Origin of the sequence: Sphingomonas sp. GV3 (assembly GCF_031082075.1) — a bacterium.
GTDB classification, from domain to species: domain Bacteria; phylum Pseudomonadota; class Alphaproteobacteria; order Sphingomonadales; family Sphingomonadaceae; genus Sphingomonas; species Sphingomonas beigongshangi.
Genome location: NZ_JARWLE010000001.1, coordinates 3230127 through 3252113, shown reverse-complemented (window position 1 = coordinate 3252113; position 21987 = coordinate 3230127). Strand labels below are relative to the sequence as shown.

Here is a 21987-nt window from a genome sequence, read left to right as displayed (position 1 = left end):
CGGCACCAAAGCGTTGCGTTTTTGCAACGCAATACGGTCAACATGACAGGAACGACACTCGCGACTCGCCATTGTCACATAACAGAAATATCCCCGGCGCAAGGGCGCGGGCGACGGCAAACATGCTGGCCGCGATTCCGAGCATAAAGCTCAAAGGGGACATTCTTCGATGCGAAACAACCTTTTCCTGGGTGTGGCTGCGGTCGCGCTCATCGCCCCGGCGGCCGCGTCCGCGCAGGAGACGACAGCGGCGATTCGCGGCACCGTGACGGCGAATGGCGCCCCGGTGGCCGGCGCGCAGATCACGATCATCAACGTGCCCACCAACACGCGTACGTCGACGCAGAGCGGCAGCGATGGTTCGTTTTCGCAGTCCGGCCTTCAGGCCGGTGGCCCCTACTCGGTCGAAGTGACCAGCCCGCAGGGCAACAAGACAATCACCGACGTCTACACCGTCGTGCAGCAGGCTTATACGCTGCCGATCGAACTGGCCGCCGCGAATGACGCGGAGGGCGGGGACATCGTAGTCACGGCGTCCTCGATCCGCGGCGCGGGCGTCACGTCCGATGGTCCGCAGACGGTCATTACCCAGGCGGACATTGCCAAGGTCGCGTCCGTCAATCGTGACATCCGTGACATCGAGCGCCGCGACCCGTTCGCGTCGATCGACCTCGGCAACGCCGGCGATCGTGGCGGCGCGGTGAGTTTCGCCGGCGTCAATCCGCGTTTCAACCGCTTCACGATCAACGGCGTGACCGTCGGCGACAGCTTCGGCCTCAATCAGGACGCCAGCCCGACGAACCGTGGTCCGGTGCCCTTCGACGCGATTTCGCAGGTTTCGGTCTCGATTGCTCCCTATGATTTCCGCCAGTCCGGCTTCCAGGGCGGCGCGATCGACACCGTATTGCTGTCGGGCACCAACGAATTTCACGGCACCGGATTCTATTCGCAGAACACCGATGGCCTGACCGGCGACACGATCGGCAGCACGAAGCTCAACACCGCGAAGTTCAAGTCGGAAACCTATGGCGCAACGCTGCGCGGTCCGATCATCGCCGACAAGCTGTTCTTCATGGTTTCGGCCGAGCGCAACACCGACCCGCGGCCGTTCGGCACCGTGATCGCGTCTTATGCCAATCCCGGTGCAATCACGCAGGCGGTTAACGACGTGCTGGCCGTCGCCAACACCAAGAACCTCGGCACTGCCGCCGGCGGCATTCTCGGCCTCAATCCGCGCAAGGACGAAAAGATCTCCGGGCGCATCGACTGGAATATCACGAGCGGCCAGCGGCTTTCGCTGTCCTACATCAACGCATACGATTCGCTCGTGAGCCAGAACAATACGTCGGCCTCGAACGCCAACGCGCCGACGTACGGCCTCAGCTCCAACGCTTATGCGCTTACGGAATTGCTGCGCGCCGGCATCGTTCAGCTCAACTCGGACTGGACGGACAGGTTCTCGACCGAAGTCCGTGCGATCTACAAATATTACACCCGCGGCCAGGAGCCGCTGCAGGGTCGCTCGATCGGCCAGATCCAGGTTTGCGACGATGCGACCTCGCAGGGCACGACGGGAAGCGCGCTGACCGGCTGCAGCAACGCCGTTCCGCGGATCACCTTCGGGCCGGACAACTTCCGCCAGACGAACCAGCTGTTCACCGACACCTGGGGCGGCCAGTTCGTCGGCCGCTACACGGCCGGCGCTCATCAGGTGCAGGCGCTCATCGACGTCGCGCAGAACCGCACGTTCAACAACTTCGTCCCGAACAGCCAGGGCGCATATTACTTCGATTCGCTCGCCGACTTCCGTGCGGGCAACGCGAACCAGCTGCAGTTCGCCGCTCCGATCGCAGGCGTCAGCGCGGCAGCAGACTTCCGCTACACCACGATCTCGCTCGGCATGCAGGACGAGTGGCAAGTCAGCGATACGCTGTCGCTGACGTACGGTGCGCGCTATACTCTGTATGCGATGGGCGAGCGGCCGGTGTACAACCCGTACTTCAACCAGCGCTACGGCTTCCCCAACACCAACACCTATAACGGGCTCGATCAGTTCGAACCGCGTATCAGCTTCGACTGGAAGCCCACCGACATCCTCGGCGGCGGGCTGAAAATTCGTGGCGGTGCGGGCATCTTTGGCGGCGGCCTGCCCGACATCTTCATGTCGAACAGCTTCTCGAACACGATCACGACCAGCGCCATTACGATCAACCGCGCGGGCCAGGCCTCGCTGGGCGTCAACACCTGCACCAACGGTGTACCGGACGCGATCTGCCAGGCGGCGCTCAACGGCGTGACCGGAACCGTACCGGCGTCGGTGGCGCAATATGCTGCCAACACGACCAATCCGACGAACCTGTCCCGTACGAATACGGGCGAGCTTGCTCCGAACTTCCACCTGCCGCGTTCGCTGAAGGCGACGCTGTCGGCGGACTATCGCCTGTTCGGTTTCAACGTCGGCGCCGACTATCTGTACACCAAGAATGTCGATGGCGTGATCTTCACCGATCTGCGCTCCGTCCCGGTCGGTGTTATGCCTGATGGTCGCATCCGTTACGGTAGCGCAACCGTCTTCACCGATCCGAACTACGACATCCTCGCATCGAACAGCTCCAAGGGCTATAGCCACGTCTTGGTCGCCCGCTTCGACAAGGAGTTCGACTGGGGTCTGCAATTTGGTGGCAGCTTCACGCGTCAATGGGTGAAGGACGTCGGCAATGCGACCTCCTCGACGATCAACTCGAACTATCGCAATCAGTTCTTCGGCGCCGATCCGAACAATCCGGCGTATGGAACGTCGGCCGATCAGATCAAGTGGCAGTTCAAGTACAGCCTCGGCTACGATCACGCGTTCTTCGGTGACTACAAGACCCGCATCCAGTTGTTCGGTGAAACCCGAGCCGGACGCGCATACAGCTACACGTTCTTCGACAACTCGAACAACGTACGCTCGCCCGTTTTCGGCACGGTGCTCACCGGCAACAACAGCACCAACCTGTTGTACGTGCCGACGGGCCTGAACGATCCGCGGGTCAGCTATGCCGACACCACGACGACCACCAACGGCGTAACCACCGTGACGCAGACTGCAGCACAGGCGGCACAGCAGCTCGATGCCTATATCAACGCCAACCCGGATCTGGCGCGTTATCGCGGCATGATCGTGCCGAAGAACACGGCCCGCAACCGGGCGTTCACGCGCATCGACGTCCACCTCGAGCAGGAACTGCCGACCTTCATCGGCAAGTCGCGCATTTCGATATTCGCCGACATCAACAACCTGCCGAACCTGCTGAACAAGAACTGGGGCGGCCTGCGCCAGCTCGGCTTCCCGTATGGCGCATCGCCGGTAACGGTGCAGTGCCTCACTACCGCAGGCAATGCGAACAACGGCGGCACGGTAGCGACCAGCACGGCGCAGCCTTGCGCGCAGTATCGCTACACGTCGTTCACCAACCCGAACACGCAATCGCTCACGTTCAACCAATCGCTCTACCAGATCCGCCTGGGCGCCCGCTTCTCGTTCTAAGCGACGCGCTCGACCGATCCGGTCGACCCTTCGGGGCCGCCGTTCCACCCGGAACGGCGGCCCTTCTGTTTTGCGAACCGGCTCGCTCCGGTGTAGAGGGCTGCGCGACATGGCGACCCTTCCCGCCCCGCAGCGCCCCGCGCTCAACGTACGCCCCTTCTTCGAGGACAAGGCCCGCGCCTTCTGGACGCTGCAGGCGGTCGGTTGGACCGGCTATCTGCTGCTACGTGGCGCCTCGACGCTGTCCAACCTTTCGGTGAAGGCGGTGATACCCGCGATCGTCGAGGCGATCGTCGGCTATTGCATCACTTTGCTGCTCTCGACGCTCTACGGCTATTACCGGTCGCTGCCGCGGCTCGGCGGCGTCTTGCTGACGGTCGTCACGCTGCTGGGCGCGGTGCTGTTCTACGCGTTGATCGTGTCGGTCGCATTCTCGCTGGTCCGTGACGATCGCGCCGCGGTGACGATCGTCGGCATGTTCGGCGCGATCTACGTCGCCTTCATCGTCCTCACCGGCTGGTCCGCGCTGTACTTCGGCATCAATTTCTACCTGATCGTCGAGCAGCAGATCGACGAGATGCAGGTGCTGGAGAACCAGGCGTCGTCCGCGCAGCTCGCGATGCTGCGCTACCAGCTCAATCCGCACTTCCTGTTCAACACGCTCAACTCCATCTCGACGCTGGTGCTGCTGAAGCAGACGGAGCGGGCCAATGCGATGTTGAGCCGTTTGTCGTCGTTCCTGCGTTACACGCTCGCCAACGAACCGACCGCCCATGTCACGGTCGCGCAGGAGGTGGAGACGTTGAAGCTGTACCTCGAGATCGAGAAGATGCGCTTCGAGGAGCGGTTGCGTCCGGTGTTCGACATCGATCCACGCGCCGAGCGTGCCCGCCTGCCTTCGCTGCTGCTCCAGCCGCTGGTCGAGAATGCGATCAAATATGCCGTCACGCCGCAGGAGGAAGGCGCCGAAATCTGCGTCCGCGTGCGGCTCGCCGGGGACCGGGTGCAGATCGGCGTTTCCGATACCGGACCGGGCTTGAACGAAACGCGCGTGATGCCCAGCCTTTCAACCGGCGTGGGTCTCACCAATATCAGGGAGAGGCTGGTGCAGGCCTATGGCCCGGACCACCGATTCGAGACGCGTACCACGCCGGCTGGCGGGTTCTCGGTGGATATCGAGATACCCTTTCAGCTCGACGATGTCAGTAGAGAGGCCGCATGACGATCAGAACCATCCTGGTGGACGACGAACCGCTCGCAATCCAAGGATTGGAGCTTCGGCTCCAGGCGCACGATGACGTCGAGATCATCGAGAAATGTTCCAACGGGCGCGAGGCGATCCGGGCGATCAAGACGCACAAGCCCGATCTCGTCTTCCTCGACATCCAAATGCCCGGCTTCGATGGCTTTTCGGTGGTCCAGGGTCTGATGGAGGTGGAGCCGCCGTTGTTCGTCTTCGTCACCGCCTATTCCGACCATGCCCTGCGCGCCTTCGAGGCACAGGCGGTCGACTATCTGATGAAGCCGGTCGAGGAAGCGCGCCTTGCCGATACGCTCGACCGGGTACGGCAGCGGCTTTCAGAGAAGCGCGGCGTCGAGGAGGTCGAGAAGCTGAAGGAGGTGCTCGCCGAGCATGCGCCGGAGGCGGCCGCCGACATGGCCGACGGCGGCGACGCGGTCTCGTCCAACCGTTTCGAGAAACTCATCAACATCAAGGATCGCGGCCAGATTTTCCGCGTCGATGTCGACACGATCGAGCGGATCGACGCCGCCGGCGACTATATGTGCATCTACACCGGCGACAATACGCTGATCCTGCGCGAGACGATGAAGGACCTGGAGAAGCGCCTCGATCCGCGACGGTTTCAGCGCGTGCACCGGTCGACAATCGTCAACCTCGACCTCGTCAAGCAGGTCAAGCCGCATACCAACGGCGAATGTTTCCTGGTGCTCGACTCGGGCGCGAGCGTGAAGGTCAGCCGCAGCTACCGCGACGTCGTGGCGCGATTCGTCCACTGACCAACGGGACCTCGGTCGGTTTGGGGCAACCGCCGCCTTGCTGACGAGGTCCTAGCCAGCCCGAAGGCGGTGACGCTGCCTTGGGACTAAGCCCCGGGCACTCCTTCGCCCCGTCCCGCTCAGGCGTCTTGCAGCGCCCGGGCGATTTCCGCGGCGGTATAGGGCTTGGCGACGAACACCCCGCCGGGGGGCAGCGCATCCTTTTCCACCTGTTCGGCGCCCGACGTGACGATCACCTTGAGATCGGGGCGGTCGGCGTGGAGACGATGCGCCAGCGCAAGCCCATCGACGTCGCCGGGCATGCGAATGTCCGTGAACACGGCAGCGACATCCGGGTCGGTGGCGAGCACCGCCAGCGCCTCCTCCGCGTCGCCGGCTTCGACAACGGTATAGCCGGCCTCTTCCAGAGCGAGATTGGCATGGACACGGAGCAGGGGTTGATCCTCCACGACGAGGATCCGGGGACGTCTAACGGTCGGCATGGCCGATATAACCATTTCGACTGTAATGCTGTTCCGGTCCCGCAATTGCTATCGCGGTAAACCCCGCGGCAACGACGACGATCCGACGGTTCGGATCGTCGCGTGCCGGGGCATCAGACCGCCCGACGGCCGGTGAAGAGCTGGATCAGGCCGACGATGATCGCGATCACCAGCAGGATGTGGATCAGGCCACCCGCGATGTGCAGCGAGAAACCGAGCAGCCAGAGGATCAGCAGGATGACGGCGATCGTCCAAAGCATGGTTGAGGTCCCTTCCAGACGATGACGCCAGCCGTCACCGTTCCGCAACAAAACGTTACGGAAGCGTGCCGTGTTCCGATCGTTCTGCTAAACCTCGGTTAAGCGTCGCCTTTTTCGCCATTTCATAGAGGCTCGCCCAGGATGGAGCGCGCGCGGTCGGCCAGCCGTGCGACCGCCGCACCGCGAATTCCGGGTGCGCAGGCGAGCACGCCGAAGGCGCGCGCGTCCGGCTTGTTGAAATCGAGAGGGCGACCCAGCGCGTCACCCACTGCGGCACCCGACTCCGCTGCGATCAACGCTGCCGCCGCGATGTCCCACTCGTTGCCCCAGCGCAGCGTGGCGACCAGATCCGCCTCGTCCGCAGCGACCATCGCGATCCGCAACGCGATCGAATTGGGCTTGGCGACGGCGATCAGATCCCGATCCGCCTTGGGCAGGGCATCCGTCGGCACGCGCGCGCCGGGCAGGCGATTACGGCCGCCCGCCCGCAACCGCACCCCGTTACGCCACGCGCCGCGCCCGACCGTGGCGCACCAGCGCTCACGCCGCGCCGGCGCATCGAGTACGCCGATCGTCACGACGCCATGCTCGACGAGCGCGACCGAGATCGACCACCCTTCGCGTCCCCGAATATAGTCGCGCGTGCCGTCGATCGGGTCGACCACCCACACGTACGACCGCTGCAGCCGCTCCGGACTGTCGGCGCTTTCCTCGGAAAGCCAACCGGCGTCCGGCAGCAAGGCGCCCAGTCGCGCCCTCAGCATCGCGTCGACGTCGAGATCGACCTCGCATACCGGGCTGCCAGGCGTCTTTTCCCAACGGCGAAAGTCCGTCCGCCAGCGCGCCAGCGCCATCTGCCCCGCCTCGGCAGCGGCGGCCGCGACCGCCCCGGCAAGAGCGGCGGGATCAGCCACCGGCGACCATCATCCCTTCGATCCGCAAGGTCGGGGCATTCGTCCCGTACCGGAACGCCAGGTCGTTCGCGGGCGTGAGGTTGAGGAACATATCCCTGAGATTGCCCGCGATCGTGAATTCGGCGACCGGCGTGGTCAATGCGCCGCGCTCGATCAGGAAGCCGGCGGCGCCGCGACTGTAATCGCCCGTCACCGGATTGACGCCCTGGCCGATCAATTCCGTGACATAGATGCCCGTCGCTATGTCCTCGATCAGCGTCGCGGGGGGAATCGCACCCGCTTCCATGTAAAGATTGCTGGGCGACACGCCCGGGCTGCCGCCAATGCCGCGTGCCGCATGGCCGGTCGGCTCCAGCCCCAGCTGACGCGCGGATGCGCTGTCCAGCAGCCAGGTCTCGAGCATCCCGTCCTCGACCAGCGCCACGGGTGAAACCGGCAGCCCCTCCCCATCAAACGGGCGCGACCGCAGGCCATGCGGCCGATGAGGATCGTCACGGATCGTCACACCTTGCGCGAAGACGCGCTGACCTAAGGCGTCCAGCAGGAAACTGGTACGCCGCGCAATCGCCTGTCCCGCAATCGCGCCGGAAAGATGACCGACCAGCGACGCGGCGATGCGGGGGTCGAACACGACCGGCAACGCGCCGCTCGGCGCGCGGCCGGGGTTGACCCGCGCGACCACGCGCTCGCCCGCAAGGCGGCCGATGTCAGCTGGCGGATCGAGGTGACGGCGATGACGCGTCGCGTGATGGGCATAATCGCGTGCCATGCCACGCGCGACATCACCCGCGAGCACGCTCGCGGAAACGCTATAGGCGGTCGCCGAAAAAGACCCCGTGAAGCCGTGGCTCGTCGCCAATGCCCAGACCGACCGCGATGCGCTCGCCCCCGCACCTTCGCTGTTGGTGACGCCCGCGACGCCGCGCGCGGCGTCTTCGGCCTCCAGCGCCATAGCTTTCAAGGATGCAGGGTCTGCCTCTTCCCGGTCATCCAGATCGAGCAGCGGCGGCGCGCCGTGCATCAGACGGTCGGCCGGCGCGAGGCCCGCCCATCGGTCTTCCGGCGCTTCGCGCGCCATCGCCACGGCGCGATCGACCAGCGTCGCCAATGCGTCTGCGGACAGGTCCGTCGTCGAAACGCTTGCCGAACGGCGACCGACGAACACGCGCAGGCCAAGCTCCTCGCTTTCCGATCGCCCGACATCCTCGAGCAGGCCGAGCCTGACCGATACGTCGAGGGAGGCGTCGGCCGCGAAGACGGCGTCGGCCGCGTCGGCGCCGGCGGTTTTAGCGCGGGAAACGATATCGGCGGCGCGGTCGCGCGCCTGGTCGGAAGTCAGCATGACGATCGACTTAGGAGGCGCGCGCAGCGGATGCTAGGCCGGTCATAAAGGGGGCGGCGCAATCCATTACGGTCAGCAGCCACCGGCGCGGGAACGTCCGGCGTCGGCCGCGCGCCATGACAAGCTGCTGCCACCGCCGCTCAATCCTTCAGCGGGTCATGGCCCCAGTTCATCAGCGAATAGCGCCAGTCGCTATGTTCTGCGTCCTTCTTCGGACCGCCTTGCGCCAGATGACGCCGGACATAGCCGACGACCTTCTTCATATGCGCATAATCGTCGTCGGTCAGGTCCGCCTTTTTCTTGTGCTTGATCTCCACGATCCGGCGTCCGGACTTGTGGCCGACGCTTTCTCCGGCGCCATCGCCGTCCTCACCCTTCCACCCGACCCGCTTGCTTTCGTCGCTGTCGAGAAAATGCTCGAGCGCCGACGGCGTCATGTTCACCGCTTCCTTGAAGTCGCGATAGATCTGGTCCTGGTCGTCGCGATCCGCCATCGCATGTCTCCTGTCGGCTAGGCCTGAAGAAACGTCCGCGGCGGCGATGCGGTTGCCTCGCGTCAGCCGAGCATCCCGGCATAGGTCTGCGGCGGCGTCGGGAGCAGCAGGCGTGCGCCGATGCCTGCGATGATGACAAGCAGGAGCAGGGCGACCCAGGGCAGCCGCCAGCGCCTGCGCCCGAGCAACGCGACGGCCGTTGCCGTCGCCACCATCGCCCAGAGATGGTAGCGCAGGTCCGAGGCGATGCTGAGCACCGCGAAACTGCTTTCCAGCGACAGGGCCGATACGAGCAGCGCCGCGGCGAGCATGCCGCTGCCGTCGCGACGCGACGCAGCCGCGGGTAGGTTGGCAAACGCGATGACGATCCAGACGATCGGCCAACCAACCGGCAGATCGGTCAGCGCCCCCGCCACGCGTTGCCATCGTGCCGCCGCCTTGGATGGTTCAAGCAGCCCCATCGTATTCGGCTCGTTCGCCTCTGGCGGCTGCGCGCCCGGCCAGCGCGCAGGCACGATCCAGCGATCGGTCGCGTTCAGGTGCGCAAGTCGGTGGCCGGCATAGGCGATCGGATGACGCAGCGCCGCCGATGCCCATGTCGCGTACAACGTCGCCACCGGCATGGCGGCGAGTGTCGCCACGTCCCGCTGGCAACGACGCTCCTCACCCAAGGGGTCCCAGAAATAGGGGCGCACACAGCGTTTTCGCCGCAGAGCGGTGATTGCTGCCGGCGACAGGCCCATTTCGGTTGCGCCGCTGTGCACCGCGATCCCCGCGAGATCGTAGGTCGGCTGCGTCCGCTCGACCCCGCTGCGCGACGCACCGAGCAGATCGTGATTGATCACCGACGACAGACCGATGACGAACAGGATTGCGAGCAGGGTTCCCGCGCCCCCGGCGATCGCCTGCCAAGTCCTTGGCAATCCACCCTGGCGCCGCGCCAGCATCGCGCCGAACGGCACCACCGCGAAAACCGCGTTGGCGCGTACCAGCATGGCATAACCGAGCAGGATTCCCACGACCGCCCATGCGATCGGTGGAACGGCGGCGCCGCGGACGCGCCACCATCCGATCGCCCCGGTCGCGGCCAGCAGCGCGGCGAGCATCTGCGTGTCCTTCAGCACGACCGGCTGCCATCCGAGCAGCGGCGGCCAGAGCGCCACGATAAGCAGCGCCAGTGCCGCGAGCCGCCGCCCCGAGACGGCAAGGGCGACGATCAGCGCGCCGAATCCGGCCCAATAGCCCGCGAGCTGGACCAGCATCATCGGGGCCTGCCCCCGCGCGCCGAACAGCGCCCACAGGCGCGCCATGACCGGCGGATGCCAGTCATCATACGTGCCGGACAGCGCCTGGCCGTATTGGGCCAGGCTGTCGTACTGGACATAGCCGGGCCAGAACAAAGCAACGCTTGCCAGGAAGAGCAGCGCGATGCCTGCGGCGAGACGGGCGGCGCCCGCGGAAAGCCGCGGGAAGCTCATGATGCAGCGCCCGTCACATGACCCGCGTCATCCACCGCCAATGGTGGGGGACATCCCCCCCTTCTCCTTGCAACCGACGACGGAAACGCCGGGGCAGCCGACAGGAGGAGGCAGCACGACACCCGCGACCTGCCCCGCCCTAGAAATGCAGCGCGCGGCCGTAGGCGCTCAAGACGCTCTCGTGCATCATCTCGCTGAGCGTCGGGTGCGCGAACACCGTCTCCATCAGTTCGTGTTCGGTGGTCTCCAGCTGCCGCGCGACGACATAGCCCTGGATCAGCTCGGTCACCTCGGCGCCGACCATGTGCGCGCCGAGCAGTTCGCCCGTCTTGGCGTCGAACACCGTCTTGATGAAGCCTTCCGCCTCGCCCAACGCGATCGCCTTGCCGTTGCCGATGAAGGGGAACTTGCCGACCTTGACGTCGTGACCCGCCTCCTTAGCCTTCGCTTCGGTCAGGCCGACGCTCGCGACCTGCGGGCGGCTGTAGGTGCAGCCCGGGATGTTCCAGGTCTCGAACGGATGCGGATTTTCCCCGGCGATCTTCTCGACGCAGACGATACCCTCGTGGCTCGCCTTGTGCGCGAGCCAGGGCGCGCCGGTGACGTCGCCGATCGCGTAGATGCCCTCGACATTGGTACGACCGAAGCCGTCAACCTTGATGTGGCCGCGCTCCGTCTGCACCCCCAGCGCCTCCAGCCCGATGTTCTCGGTGTTCGGCACGATCCCGATGGCGACGATGACGTGGCTATAGTCCTGCGCGTCGACCTTGCCGTCGGCGCCCTTGATCGACGCCTTCACCCCATCCTTACCCGTCTCGATCTTTTCCAGCGCAGCGCCGGTGACGATCTTTATGCCCTGCTTTGTCAGGGCCTTGGTCATAAAGTCACTGACTTCGGCGTCTTCGACCGGCAGAATGCGCGGCAGCATTTCGACGATCGTCACGTCTGCGCCCATATCATTGTAGAAGCTCGCGAACTCGACGCCGATCGCGCCCGACCCGATGACCAACAGCTTGGTCGGCATCACCTGCGGCACCATGGCGTGGCGATAGGTCCAGATGCGGTCCCCGTCCGCCTTGGCGAACGGCAGGTCGCGCGCCCGCGCGCCCGTCGCGATCAGGATGTGCTTGCCGGCGAGATCGACCGTCTTGTCGCCCTGCTTGACCGACAGCTTGCCCTTGCCGGTGACCGTGCCGACGCCCTCGACCACGGCGACCTTGTTCTTCTTCATCAATCCCTTGACGCCGGCGTTGAGCTGGCCGGCAACCTTGCGGCTGCGATCGACGATCTTGCCCAGGTCGAAACCGACATTCTCCGCCTTCAGCCCATAGGCATCGGCGTGGGTCATATAATGATAGATTTCCGAGGTCCGCAGCAGCGCCTTCGTCGGGATACAGCCCCAGTTGAGGCAGATGCCGCCCAGCCGCTCACGCTCGACGATCGCGACCTTCATACCCAGCTGCGAGGCGCGGATCGCCGCGACATAGCCGCCGGGGCCGGAGCCGAGGACGATGAGATCGTAGGAGTCTGCCACGGGAAAGGTCCTTACCTGGGGAGAATGGGATCAGGCCAGCGTCGGCACGGGGCGCGGCTGGCGGTGTTCATCGATGGCGACGAAGGTGAAACGCGCTTCCGTCACCTTGCGGACCTCCTCGCCATGCCGATCGCGCGACCAGCTTTCGACGGCGATCGTCATCGACGTGCGGCCGACACGGTCGAGGCGCGCATAGACGGACACCTCGTCACCGACATGAACAGGCGCGTGGAACTGCATGCCGTCCATCGCGATCGTGACGGCCCGTCCCTTCGCCCGGCGCGCGGCGACGAGTCCGGCGGCGGAATCCATCAGGCTCATCAGCCAGCCGCCGAAGATGTCGCCATAGGCATTCGCATCCGCAGGCATGGCGGTGACGCGGATCGTCGGATCGGCGTGGGGAAGATCTATCACGGTCAGCGTTTCCTGTCGGCGGCGCGCGCGCGGCGCAGTGGCTTCACACCCATGACGAGCGTCGCGAGCATCGCGCCCGCGCCGCACCACCAGATGACATCCCGTCCCAGCGGATAGGCCCAGGCTGCCGCGGCGGCGATGAATGCCGCCGCGGTCAGCCCGACGAGGATATGAAGCAGTTCGATCAGCGTGCGCATGCGCGCGGCGCTCCGCGCCTCAGGCGAGCATACCGAGCGGACGCTCGACGAGCTCCTTGAACGCCTTCATCAGCGCGGCGCCGTCGGCACCATCGATAGCGCGATGGTCGAAGCTGCCGGTCGCGGTCATCACCGTCGCGACGCCGATCTGGCCATCGACGATATAGGGCCGCTTCTCGCCCGCACCGATCGCTAGGATCATGCCCTGCGGCGGATTGATGACGGCTTCGAACTGCTTGATGCCGAACATGCCCATGTTGCTGATCGACGCGGTGCCGCCCTGGAATTCCTCGGGCTTCAGCTTGTTGTCCTTGGCCCGCGCCGCCAGGTCCTTCACCTCGTTCGAGATTGTCGACAGGCTCTTGCTGTCCGCGCCCACGACGATGGGCGTGATCAGGCCCGAGGGCGTCGATACGGCGACCGAGATATCGGCGCGCTTGAAGCTGATCAGCTGGTCGGGCGTGTACATGACGTTGCACTTGGGCACCGCGATCAGCGCCTGCGCCAGCGCCTTGACCAGCATGTCGTTGACCGACAGCTTGACACCGCGGCTTTCGAGCGAGGCGTTCAGCTCCGTACGCAGCTTGAGCAGCGCGTCGAGCTGCACGTCCACCGTCAGGTAGATGTGCGGCACCGTCTGCTTCGATTCGGTCAGGCGGCGCGCGATCGTCTTGCGCATGTTCGACAGCTTCGTCGCCTCGTGCGGAATGTCGGGCACGACCGCGGGCTTGGCTGCGGCGACCGGGGCGCTCGACTCGGCAGCGTGGGTGGGCGACGCCGCCTGTGCGGGGGCCGCGGCGCCGGGCTTCGCACCTTCGACGTCCGCCTTGACGATGCGGCCGTTGGGACCCGAACCGGTCACGCTGCCCAGCTCGATGCCCTTGTCCGCGGCGATGCGGCGGGCGAGCGGCGTCGCCTTGACGCGGCCGTCGCCGCCCGTGGCGCCGCCACGATCGTCCTGCGCCGCGGGACGGCCATGGTCCTCGGCCTGCGTCAGCGTACGCTCGGCGGGCTTCGCCTCGCTGCCGGTCTTGTTGGGATCGGTCGGATCCGGGCGCCCCTTGAATTCCGGGTCGGCGGGCTCGGGCGTCTCGCTCTTGTTCGGCGCCTGCACCGAAGAGGCATCCTCGCCTTCTTCCGCCAGGATCGCGATCACCGCGCCCACCTTCACGTTGTCGGTACCCTCTGCGACGAGGATCTTGGCGATCGTGCCTTCGTCGACCGCCTCAAACTCCATGGTCGCCTTGTCGGTCTCGATCTCCGCCATGATGTCGCCGGACTTGACGGTGTCGCCTTCCTTGACGAGCCACTTGGCGAGCGTGCCCTCCTCCATCGTCGGCGACAGCGCGGGCATCTTGATCTCGATCGACATGCAGGTCCTCTTGCCTGGGGAGTGGAGGCTCCTTTGCGCCCCTGACGCACAGGGTCAACCCTTGCGCTCGTCCGAGCCACGCGTCACGTAACGGAAAAAGGGGACGCGATGCGCATCTATCTGGTGGTGATCGACGACAGTCCGGAGGCGGAGATCGCGCTGCGCTTCGCCGCGCGGCGGGCCGTGAAGACCGGTGGCGGTGTCGAGATCCTGACCTTGATCCCGCCGCAGGAATTCATCGCATTTGGCGGCGTGCAGGCGACGATCGAGGAAGAGGCGCGCCTTCACGCCGAAGGGCTGGTGACGAAGGCCGCAGGCACGTTGATGACGGAATCGGGCCTCAAGCCGGCGATCACCGTGCGCGAGGGCGAGGGTCCGAAAATCATCCGCGAAATCATCGCGACGAATCGCGACATCGCCGCGCTGGTGCTCGGCGCGGCCGCGACGGGGGCGCCGGGCAAGTTGGTCAGTCATTTCGCCGGCACCGACGCCGGGACCCTGCCAGTTCCCGTCATGATCGTGCCCGGCTCCCTGACCCCCGATGCGATCGATCGATTGAGCTGAGGCTACAGCTATCGCTTTGCGATGGAAGCGGAATATCCGATCTGTTATACGTTATCCGCAATACGATTAGGCGGGAGAGCGATGATGGATCGACCATGCGGGCAGGCACCGCACCACGCCAAGGTGCTCGCCTTGCTGGCGGAGGCACTCGCGATCCTGGACAGGCTCGACGAAGGCATTCCCGCAGCACAGATTTCCGGGGTCATAGAGCAGCTGGAGACCAAAACGCGGACCTCAGCCCATCGGCTGCACTGATCCAGGCTGCAACGCCTTCTCCCTTGAGACCGTTGGGAAAAATCGTCATGCCTGGTGCATGATCCCTGCTCTACTGCTTGCCGCCTCCGCCGCGTCGATCGCCGCGCCTTCCCCGACCGCCTCGGCTGGCCCCAAGGTCGCCGCGCCGAGTGCTCAGCGTCTGAAGGCGAGCGTCGCGGCGCTCGTCGGTTTCGGCACACGCCACACCTTGTCCTCCACGACCGATCCCAAGCGCGGCATCGGCGCCGCGCGCGATTGGGCGGCGCGCCAGTTCGAGACGATCGGACGCGAATGCGGCGGCTGCATCAGCGTCGAACGGATCGACCGGCGGTTCGATGGTCCGCGCGCGCCGCAGGGCGTCGTCGTGCAGGACGTACTCGGCATCCAGCGCGGTCGCGATCCCAATCGCGTGGTCATCGTCGGCGGCCATATCGACAGCCGCGTGACGGACGTGATGGATGCGACTCACGATGCCCCCGGGGCCAATGACGACGCGTCGGGCGTCGCGCTGGTGCTGGAAGCAGCACGACTTCTGTCCAAGCACCAATTCGACGCGACGATCGTCTACGTGGCCTTTTCCGCGGAGGAACAGGGACTGTGGGGTGCGGAGCTTCTCGCCGACACCGCGCAGCAACGCGGATGGCAGGTGAGCGCGATGCTCAACAACGACATCGTGGGCAACACGGTGGGCCAGGGCGGCGTCGTAGACGCCGGTCGGGTGCGCGTCTTTTCGGAGGGGATCCGCGCGTCGGAAGACCTGCCGCAGCAGATGCGTCGCCGCGGTGACGGCGGGGAGGACGACGGGCCGAGCCGTGCGCTCGCGAAGGCGATCGACGGTATAGCCCGCGGCATCCCGGGCGGTCTCGACGTCGTCATCGACCGCCGGCCGGACCGCTTCGGCCGGGGCGGCGATCACGAACCGTTTCTCAAGCGCGGCTATCCCGCGGTGCGCTTTTCGGTCGGTGCGGAGAATTGGGATGCGCAGCACCAGGACCTGCGGACGGATAAGGGCGTCGTGTACGGCGACACCATCGACCGGATGGATTTCGCGTATCTCGCAAAGGTGACGGCAATCAACGCCGCGACGATCGCGCGACTCGCCGCCGCGCCCGCCGCTCCGGCCAGCGTCACGCTATCGGGCGACCTGTCGCGCGACACACAGGTATCATGGCCGGCGGTTCCGGGTGCCGTCCGCTATCGGGTGCACTGGCGGTCCAACGACACCGCCGACTGGGCGAAGTCGCGCGACGTCTCCGACACGCGAACCGTGCTGTCGCAGGTTCCCGTCGACGATACGTTCATCGGCGTCTCGGCCATCGGTGCGGACGGCTCGGAAAGCCTGGTGACGTTCGGCGGCCGTGCATCGCGCCGCTGAGCCGTTCAGTCCGCGCGAAAGCGAATCGCGTGCGGCGCGATTCAGCTGCGCAGATATCGGCTGAGCCGGCGCTGTATATAGGCGCGATGATCGGCGGAAAGCGTCCCGCCGTCCTGCGCCTGCAACGCCTCGGCCTGGGCCCTCAGCCGGCTAATCCAAACGATACGCTGGCGGCGGGTCGTCGGCGTATCGCGCGTGTCGCTCAACAGCCCTGGCAGCCAAGGCTGGTTCAGGCGCGGGACGGCGTGGTCGCCGAGATCGACCGGCGGCCGGGGGGTCGGCAAAGCCTGTGCAGCTAGCGACGCCGGCAGCGCCACGAGCAGGCAGAGCAGTGGCATGCGCATCGTGATTCTCCCGTCCGGCCTCAGACAAGCATCAGGGCACGACGCGCACAAGCGAGAAAAGGTCCGAACCGAAGCTAGCCTGCACGGACATCGCCGCACGAGCGCACGGCTTGCAGAGGCTATCCGGTAACGGCCCGGCGTCGCCCCCGCGTCAGCGGCAGGCGCAGCGCGGTGCCGGGCGCCAGACCCGCTTGGTCTTGGTGTGAGCCACCGGACGCCGCGTATACGTCACCGCATCCTCATAGACTTCCGTCGTGGTCGTGACGACGGGTTGGGTCTGCACCACCACGGTCGTCGTGCTCGCGCCGGGATAATAATAACCGCCGCTCACATAACCGCCGGCCGTCGTCGTCGTCACCGTCGTCGTCCCGTCGGCGGATCGCCATGCGGGGGACGGCAGGGGCTGAACGATCGGGGCATGCGGGGCATAGGCAACGGGCGGCGGCGGAGCGTAGGGCGCGTGGCCGCGTGGCGGCGGCGGCGCATAGTCGCCCGGCGGCGGCGGCGGATAATCCGGGGCCACGGGAATGCGCCCCGGCCGACCGTAAGGGGCGCCATAATCGTCCACGCGGTGGCGATCCTGCGACCGGTCGATAGCATAGCCTGCCGCGGCGCCTACACCCGCACCGATGAGGGTACCGCCCAGCCGGTTGCCGCGTCCCGCGATCACGTTGCCGGCGACGCCGCCGACCACCGCACCCGCGACGGCTCCACCCACGCCACTGCTACGCCGGTCGACACGCCGGTCATAGTCGCGCTCGTAATAGCCGTCCGAAGGAGCGCCTTCGGCATAGGCGGCATCCTGCGCGGCATAGCCGGCTTCATACCGGTCCCAGTCGAGTCCGCCCACGCTGTCGTAGACCGCGCCGCGGCCGTCCACGAGCACCGCATCGTCATAATAGCGCACCCAGGTATAGCCCTGCGGCGGCTGCGCGAGCCCGTATGTCGACCAGTCGCTGACGTAGAAGCGCGGGGCATACCAATAGCTAGGCAGGGTCCACCCACGTGCGGGACGGCGATAGGCGCCCCAGCCGCCGGGCGCGTTGACGCCGCCCCACCAGTGGCCGCCGACCTTGCTGCCCCATCGGCCCGTAAAGCCCGTCCTGGGCGCCATGCCTGGCGTCGCCGGTCCAGGCGCACCCATGCCGGGACCGCGCACGATGACACGCTGCTGTGCATCCGCGCCACCCGTCATCCCCATGGCGAGCACGGCGCCCGCAAGCATCACCCTGCGCATCCCTGTTTCCTCCCGTTCCGCGGCCAACCGACGCCGACTCGACGTTACGGTTGCGCAACGCCGCTTTCCTTAACAGGTTGCTTACCTACACCGAAGAGGGGTCGAACGCGGACCCATTGTCCCGATCCGGGTCAGGTGCAGCGGCCCGAGGCCGGGGGGTCAGGCGATGCGGGGCGCCAGACGCCGCATCAGCGCCTCGCAACCCGCCGCGTCTTCCGCGTCGAAGCGGCCGGCCTCGGGGCTGTCCAGGTCGAGCACGCCGAGAAGCCGTCCGTCATGAACGATCGCAACCACCAGCTCCGACCGGCTCGCCGCGTCGCAGGCGATGTGCCCGGGAAAGGCATGGACATCGGCCACGACCTGGGTTTCCCGCGTCGCCGCGGCGGTGCCGCACACGCCCCTGCCGAACGGAATGCGGATACATGCCGCCTTGCCCTGGAACGGCCCGAGCACCAGCTCGTCCGCGACGTTGCGGTAGAATCCGGCCCAGTTGAGGTCGGGGAGATACTGCCAGATCAGCGCCGCCGCATTGGCCATGTTGGCGATGGGATCGGGCTCGTCGGCGGTCAGCGCATCGAGCGCCGCAGCCAGGTCATGGTAGAGTTCGGCCTTGGAGCCGGTGGCGATATCGAACTGGTACATGCGCCGCGATGTAGGACGGCGCGCCCCCGAATCCCAGCCGGCGTCGTCAGTCGAGCCGGACCTTCGCCCTTGCCGCCTTGACCACACCCCGGCCCTTCTTGGCATCGACGCGCTTCGCCTTGGCGCTCTTGGACGGTTTGGTCTTCACGCGGCGGGCCTCGCGTTCCTCCGCCTTGGCGAGCATCTCCATCAGCCGTTCTCGCGCGTCGGCGCGGTTCGCCTCCTGCGTCCGATAGCGGCGCGCGGTGATGACCAATTCGCCGCTGGTACTGAGACGACTGCCCGCGATCACCTTCAACCGACGCCACGTCTCGGGGTGGAGCCCCAGCTTGAACACGTCGCAGCGCAGCTGGCATGCGGTGGCGACCTTGTTGACATTCTGTCCACCCGGTCCGGAGGCGGCGAGGAAGCGTTCCTCGATCGCATCCTCGGGCACGTGCATCACAGCGCCCAGACGCCGAACCGCTCGGGCATGGGGGCCTCCGCGCGGATCGGCTCCTTGGTCCCCCGCGGCACCACCAGTCCGGCCGCGTGCAGCAGCATCCCGCTTTTGTCCGCCGTGCCGTAGACAGGGTCTCCGACCACGGCGACACCGAGACCCGTCGCGGCATGCGCGCGGATCTGGTGCGTCCGCCCGGTGGTGGGACGAAACTCGACCAACGAACGCCCCGCATCGTCCGTCGCGACGAGCCGCCAGTCGGTACGCGCGCTCTTGCCCTTCGGGTCGGCGACCATCCGCCATCCCTGTTCCCGCGTCGACACCTTGGCGAGCGGCAGGTCTATCGTCCCCGACTCGCCTTTCGGTACGCCGACGAGCACGGCGAGGTATCGCTTCTCGACCAATCCCTGCTCGAACGACTGCTGGTACCGCGCATGCGCCTTCGGGTTGCGCGACAGGAGCAGGCAACCGCTGGTGTCGCGATCGAGCCGATGCACCGCCTGCGGCCAGCGCTGGAAGCCGAAGCGCAGGGATTCGAGGTGGTTTTCGAGGCTGAGGCCGCCGTCGCGCGGGCGATCGACCGGCAGGCCGGCGGGCTTGTCGATGACCAGCGCCTCGCCGTCGATGAATAGGACCCTGTCGCCATGCATGCGACGGCCCTTGCCACCGGATGGCGCTTCGCGCCAGAGGCGCACCGCAATGCGTGCGCTCCTCCCCTCCCTTCTCCTGTGCGGCCAGTTGCTCCAGGCGACACCGGCCGCGGCGGACATATGTCCCGCCGCCCGCGCCAGCATGAGCGATCCGGGCCGATCCTTCGGCCACCTCGCCTATGGCGATGCGCCGCCGGACGAACTCGTGCCCGCGCCTCCGGGCTTCGGCCTCGGCCGCTGCCTCGTCAGGCGCGACATGCTGCCCGACCTCGGCCGCCTGGTCGCGGCCGCCGCGGGCGATCCGGCGGTGGGCGGCACACTGCGCGGTCTGTCCTGCCATCGCTCCATCGTATCGCAGGCGGAGGTTTTCTGTCGTGGCGGAACGACCAGCGCCGCCGATCGCGCGATTTCCGTCGCGCCGCCGGGGCATAGCGAACATGCGACGGGCTATGCCGTCGACTTCGCCGTGCGGCCGGCGAACGGATGTCGCGACGCGGAAGCCTGTATGGCGGCGACGCCGGCGGCGCGGTGGCTGCTTCGCAATGCGCCGCATTACGGCTTCGAACTGTCGTTCCCTGGCGGCAACCGGCAACAGGTGAAATGGGAACCCTGGCACTGGCGCTGGGTCGGTGCGACGGCATCGGCGCCGGGCGCGGCGCGCGCCCGCTTCGTCTTCGCCAAGGCGCGCGATCAATTTCCCGCCGATCCGGCCGTCGACGCGACGGTGACCATCGCATCGGTCGTGCCGGTCGCGTTCGTCGCCCTCCCCGCCTGGGTAGCGCCCGCGGCCAAGGCCCCGAAGAAGGGCAAACGCGGCCTTTGATGCGCGATCCAGCAGGGCTGGGCTCGGGCAGTGCCATCCCTCGCCGCCACCCGGCCGCCCATTTAAGCTACGCTGTAAGGACGGCCGGGTTGGGGCAAGGGCCAGCACTCCGTCCGCGCACGTGGATCAGCCTCTAGCCAGAAGGCCCCTCCCGCGTGCGGGAGGGGACGCGCCGTGTCAGCCCTTCAGCCTGGCTGCGGTCTCGGCGATACGCTTGCCCTGGTGCCGCGCGCCGTCCAGGTCGACCTGACTGGGCTGGCGGCTGCCATCGCCGTCGGCGAGCGTCGAGGCGCCGTAAGGCGTCCCGCCATGCACTTCCTTGACGCCCATCTGGCCCTGATAGCCATAGTCCAGGCCGACGATCGTCATGCCGTGATGCAGCAGGTTGGTGAGGATGGAGAAGAGCGTCGTCTCCTGCCCGCCGTGCTGGCTGGCGGTCGAGGTGAAGGCGCCGCCCACCTTGCCGACCAGCCCGCCGCGCATCCACACGCCGCCGGTCGTGTCCCAGAAGGCCGCCATCTGGCTCGGCATACGACCGTAGCGGGTCGGAGCGCCGACGATGATCGCGTCATACTGGGTCAGGGCGTCGGGACCCTCGATCTCGGGATGCGCGGTGTCGGTCTTGAAATGCGCCGCGGCGACGACCTCGGGCGGAGCGGTTTCCACGACGCGGCGGATGTCCACCTCGGCGCCGCCGGCGCGCGCGCCTTCCGCCATGGCGTCCGCCATCTTCTCGATATGGCCGTAGGACGAATAATAGAGGACAAGGACCTTGGTCATCGGATGTTGCTCCAGATCAATGGTGAAGGAACGTGCCCGGCGACAACCGGGCACGGCAGTGAAGGTTCAGTTCGCGTCGACCAGCACGATCTCGGCATCGGCGATCGCAGTGATGGTCACCGTCTGGCCGCCGGACAGCGCCGCACCGTCGCGCGCGTCGAAGCGCACGCCGTTGATGTCGATCGCGCCGGTCGCCGGCACCAGGTAGACGTGCCGCCCCTCGCCGATCGTGTGCGTCGCGCTCTGGGCTGCCTTCAACGTCGCGGCCATCACGCGCGCCTCGGCGCGGATCGGCAGCGCGTCGGTGTCCTCGGCAAAGCCGCTGGCGAGCGTCACGAACTGGCCGGATCGGTCACCTTTCGGGAAGGGCTTGGCGCCCCAGCTCGGCGCGCCGCCCGTGCGGGTCGGCTCGATCCAGATCTGGAACAGCGTCGTCGTCTCGTTCTCCAGATTGTATTCGGCATGGCGCACGCCGGAGCCCGCGCTCATCACCTGCACGTCGCCCGCCTCGGTGCGCCCCTGGTTGCCCATCGAATCCTGGTGCGTGATCGCCCCGGTGCGGACATAGGTGACGATTTCCATGTCGCGGTGCGGATGCGGCGGGAAACCGGTCTGCGGCGCGATGGCGTCATCGTTCCACACGCGGATCGCGCCCCAGCTCATCCGGGCGGGATCATAATAATTGGCGAAGCTGAAATGATGCCGGGCATCGAGCCAGCCGTGATCGGCATGGCCCAGGCTGGCAAACGGCCTCCGTTCGATTCCGGCGTTTGCAGCGGTCTTGGTATCGGTAGCGAGCATGGCTGCCTCCTGTCTGTTGCAGCCAAGATGGGGCGGTTCGGC

At 66.6% G+C, this 21987-nt stretch carries 24 protein-coding genes; 7 read left to right on the top strand and 17 right to left on the bottom strand.

The genetic code is table 11. From position 1 onward, the window contains the following. The first annotated feature begins 169 nt into the window (after positions 1-169). From RF701_RS15335 to RF701_RS15325, 3 genes are all read left to right on the top strand, one after another. The gene (locus RF701_RS15335) at positions 170-3529 is read left to right on the top strand and encodes a carboxypeptidase regulatory-like domain-containing protein (RefSeq protein WP_308815478.1); all 3360 of its coding nucleotides are present in this window, start codon (positions 170-172) and stop codon (positions 3527-3529) included. Between the two features lie 109 nt (positions 3530-3638). Then, positions 3639-4751, top strand: coding sequence for a sensor histidine kinase (locus RF701_RS15330; RefSeq protein ID WP_203308338.1), 1113 nt, complete (start codon positions 3639-3641; stop codon positions 4749-4751). Next, complete coding sequence (locus tag RF701_RS15325; RefSeq protein WP_203308339.1) at positions 4748-5548, top strand: LytTR family DNA-binding domain-containing protein; 801 nt, start codon at positions 4748-4750, stop codon at positions 5546-5548. The genes RF701_RS15330 and RF701_RS15325 overlap by 4 nt, the downstream gene beginning before the upstream one ends. Positions 5549-5667: 119 nt before the next feature. On the opposite strand, the gene RF701_RS15320 is transcribed toward RF701_RS15325, so the two are convergent. From RF701_RS15320 to RF701_RS15275, 10 genes are all read right to left on the bottom strand, one after another. Continuing rightward, entirely contained in the window at positions 5668-5997 is a 330-nt protein-coding gene (locus RF701_RS15320; protein WP_288936780.1) for a response regulator, read from the bottom strand. Positions 5998-6143: 146 nt separating this feature from the next. Continuing rightward, positions 6144-6290 (bottom strand): lmo0937 family membrane protein, encoded by a 147-nt coding sequence (locus RF701_RS15315; RefSeq protein ID WP_203308341.1) that lies wholly within the window; start codon positions 6288-6290, stop codon positions 6144-6146. A gap of 122 nt (positions 6291-6412) precedes the next feature. Next, positions 6413-7204: a 3'(2'),5'-bisphosphate nucleotidase CysQ gene (locus tag RF701_RS15310; protein ID WP_308815477.1), complete on the bottom strand. Its 792-nt coding sequence runs from the start codon at positions 7202-7204 to the stop codon at positions 6413-6415. Further along, positions 7197-8546: a TldD/PmbA family protein gene (locus tag RF701_RS15305; RefSeq protein ID WP_308815476.1), complete on the bottom strand. Its 1350-nt coding sequence runs from the start codon at positions 8544-8546 to the stop codon at positions 7197-7199. The genes RF701_RS15310 and RF701_RS15305 overlap by 8 nt, the downstream gene beginning before the upstream one ends. Positions 8547-8686: 140 nt before the next feature. Next, a complete protein-coding gene (locus RF701_RS15300; protein WP_308815475.1) occupies positions 8687-9040 on the bottom strand; it encodes a DUF3140 domain-containing protein in 354 nt (117 codons plus the stop codon). A gap of 62 nt (positions 9041-9102) precedes the next feature. Next, the gene (locus RF701_RS15295) at positions 9103-10518 is read right to left on the bottom strand and encodes a hypothetical protein (RefSeq protein WP_308815474.1); all 1416 of its coding nucleotides are present in this window, start codon (positions 10516-10518) and stop codon (positions 9103-9105) included. 139 nt (positions 10519-10657) lie between these two features. After that, positions 10658-12052: a dihydrolipoyl dehydrogenase gene (gene lpdA / locus RF701_RS15290; protein ID WP_308815473.1), complete on the bottom strand. Its 1395-nt coding sequence runs from the start codon at positions 12050-12052 to the stop codon at positions 10658-10660. 30 nt (positions 12053-12082) lie between these two features. Continuing rightward, the gene (locus RF701_RS15285; protein WP_203308833.1) at positions 12083-12421 is read right to left on the bottom strand and encodes an acyl-CoA thioesterase; all 339 of its coding nucleotides are present in this window, start codon (positions 12419-12421) and stop codon (positions 12083-12085) included. Positions 12422-12468: 47 nt separating this feature from the next. Further along, the gene (locus RF701_RS15280) at positions 12469-12663 is read right to left on the bottom strand and encodes a hypothetical protein (RefSeq protein ID WP_308815472.1); all 195 of its coding nucleotides are present in this window, start codon (positions 12661-12663) and stop codon (positions 12469-12471) included. A 19-nt stretch (positions 12664-12682) separates the two neighbouring features. Next, positions 12683-14035, bottom strand: coding sequence for a pyruvate dehydrogenase complex dihydrolipoamide acetyltransferase (locus RF701_RS15275; protein ID WP_308815471.1), 1353 nt, complete (start codon positions 14033-14035; stop codon positions 12683-12685). A 108-nt stretch (positions 14036-14143) separates the two neighbouring features. Here RF701_RS15275 and RF701_RS15270 point away from each other — a divergent pair, with 108 nt between their 5' ends. The 3 genes from RF701_RS15270 to RF701_RS15260 all read left to right on the top strand — a co-directional run bounded on the left by RF701_RS15270 (position 14144) and on the right by RF701_RS15260 (position 16229). Next, complete coding sequence (locus RF701_RS15270) at positions 14144-14599, top strand: universal stress protein (protein ID WP_203308349.1); 456 nt, start codon at positions 14144-14146, stop codon at positions 14597-14599. A gap of 81 nt (positions 14600-14680) precedes the next feature. Then, positions 14681-14854 carry a hypothetical protein gene (locus RF701_RS15265; RefSeq protein WP_210357904.1) on the top strand — a complete coding sequence of 58 codons (174 nt, stop codon included), beginning with the start codon at positions 14681-14683 and terminating at the stop codon, positions 14852-14854. A 58-nt stretch (positions 14855-14912) separates the two neighbouring features. Then, entirely contained in the window at positions 14913-16229 is a 1317-nt protein-coding gene (locus tag RF701_RS15260) for a M20/M25/M40 family metallo-hydrolase (protein ID WP_308815470.1), read from the top strand. 41 nt (positions 16230-16270) lie between these two features. Here the strand turns inward: RF701_RS15260 and RF701_RS15255 are convergent, their stop codons facing one another. From RF701_RS15255 to RF701_RS15235, 5 genes are all read right to left on the bottom strand, one after another. Then, the gene (locus RF701_RS15255; protein WP_308815469.1) at positions 16271-16573 is read right to left on the bottom strand and encodes a hypothetical protein; all 303 of its coding nucleotides are present in this window, start codon (positions 16571-16573) and stop codon (positions 16271-16273) included. Positions 16574-16724: 151 nt separating this feature from the next. Further along, positions 16725-17810, bottom strand: coding sequence for an RcnB family protein (locus RF701_RS15250; protein WP_308815468.1), 1086 nt, complete (start codon positions 17808-17810; stop codon positions 16725-16727). 159 nt (positions 17811-17969) lie between these two features. Continuing rightward, positions 17970-18452: a GAF domain-containing protein gene (locus RF701_RS15245; RefSeq protein WP_308815467.1), complete on the bottom strand. Its 483-nt coding sequence runs from the start codon at positions 18450-18452 to the stop codon at positions 17970-17972. Positions 18453-18498: 46 nt separating this feature from the next. Next, positions 18499-18894, bottom strand: a complete 396-nt coding sequence (gene arfB, locus RF701_RS15240; RefSeq protein WP_308815466.1) for an alternative ribosome rescue aminoacyl-tRNA hydrolase ArfB — start codon at positions 18892-18894, stop codon at positions 18499-18501. Next, positions 18894-19541, bottom strand: a complete 648-nt coding sequence (locus RF701_RS15235; protein WP_308815465.1) for an RluA family pseudouridine synthase — start codon at positions 19539-19541, stop codon at positions 18894-18896. Before RF701_RS15235 ends, arfB begins: the two co-directional genes overlap by 1 nt. A gap of 49 nt (positions 19542-19590) precedes the next feature. Here RF701_RS15235 and RF701_RS15230 point away from each other — a divergent pair, with 49 nt between their 5' ends. Continuing rightward, on the top strand, positions 19591-20364 hold the full coding sequence (locus tag RF701_RS15230) for a M15 family metallopeptidase (protein WP_210356822.1): 774 nt from the start codon (positions 19591-19593) through the stop codon (positions 20362-20364). 177 nt (positions 20365-20541) lie between these two features. On the opposite strand, the gene wrbA is transcribed toward RF701_RS15230, so the two are convergent. Next, the gene (wrbA, locus tag RF701_RS15225) at positions 20542-21144 is read right to left on the bottom strand and encodes an NAD(P)H:quinone oxidoreductase (protein WP_308815464.1); all 603 of its coding nucleotides are present in this window, start codon (positions 21142-21144) and stop codon (positions 20542-20544) included. Between the two features lie 66 nt (positions 21145-21210). After that, positions 21211-21945: a pirin family protein gene (locus RF701_RS15220; protein ID WP_308815463.1), complete on the bottom strand. Its 735-nt coding sequence runs from the start codon at positions 21943-21945 to the stop codon at positions 21211-21213. Positions 21946-21987 lie beyond the last annotated feature (42 nt).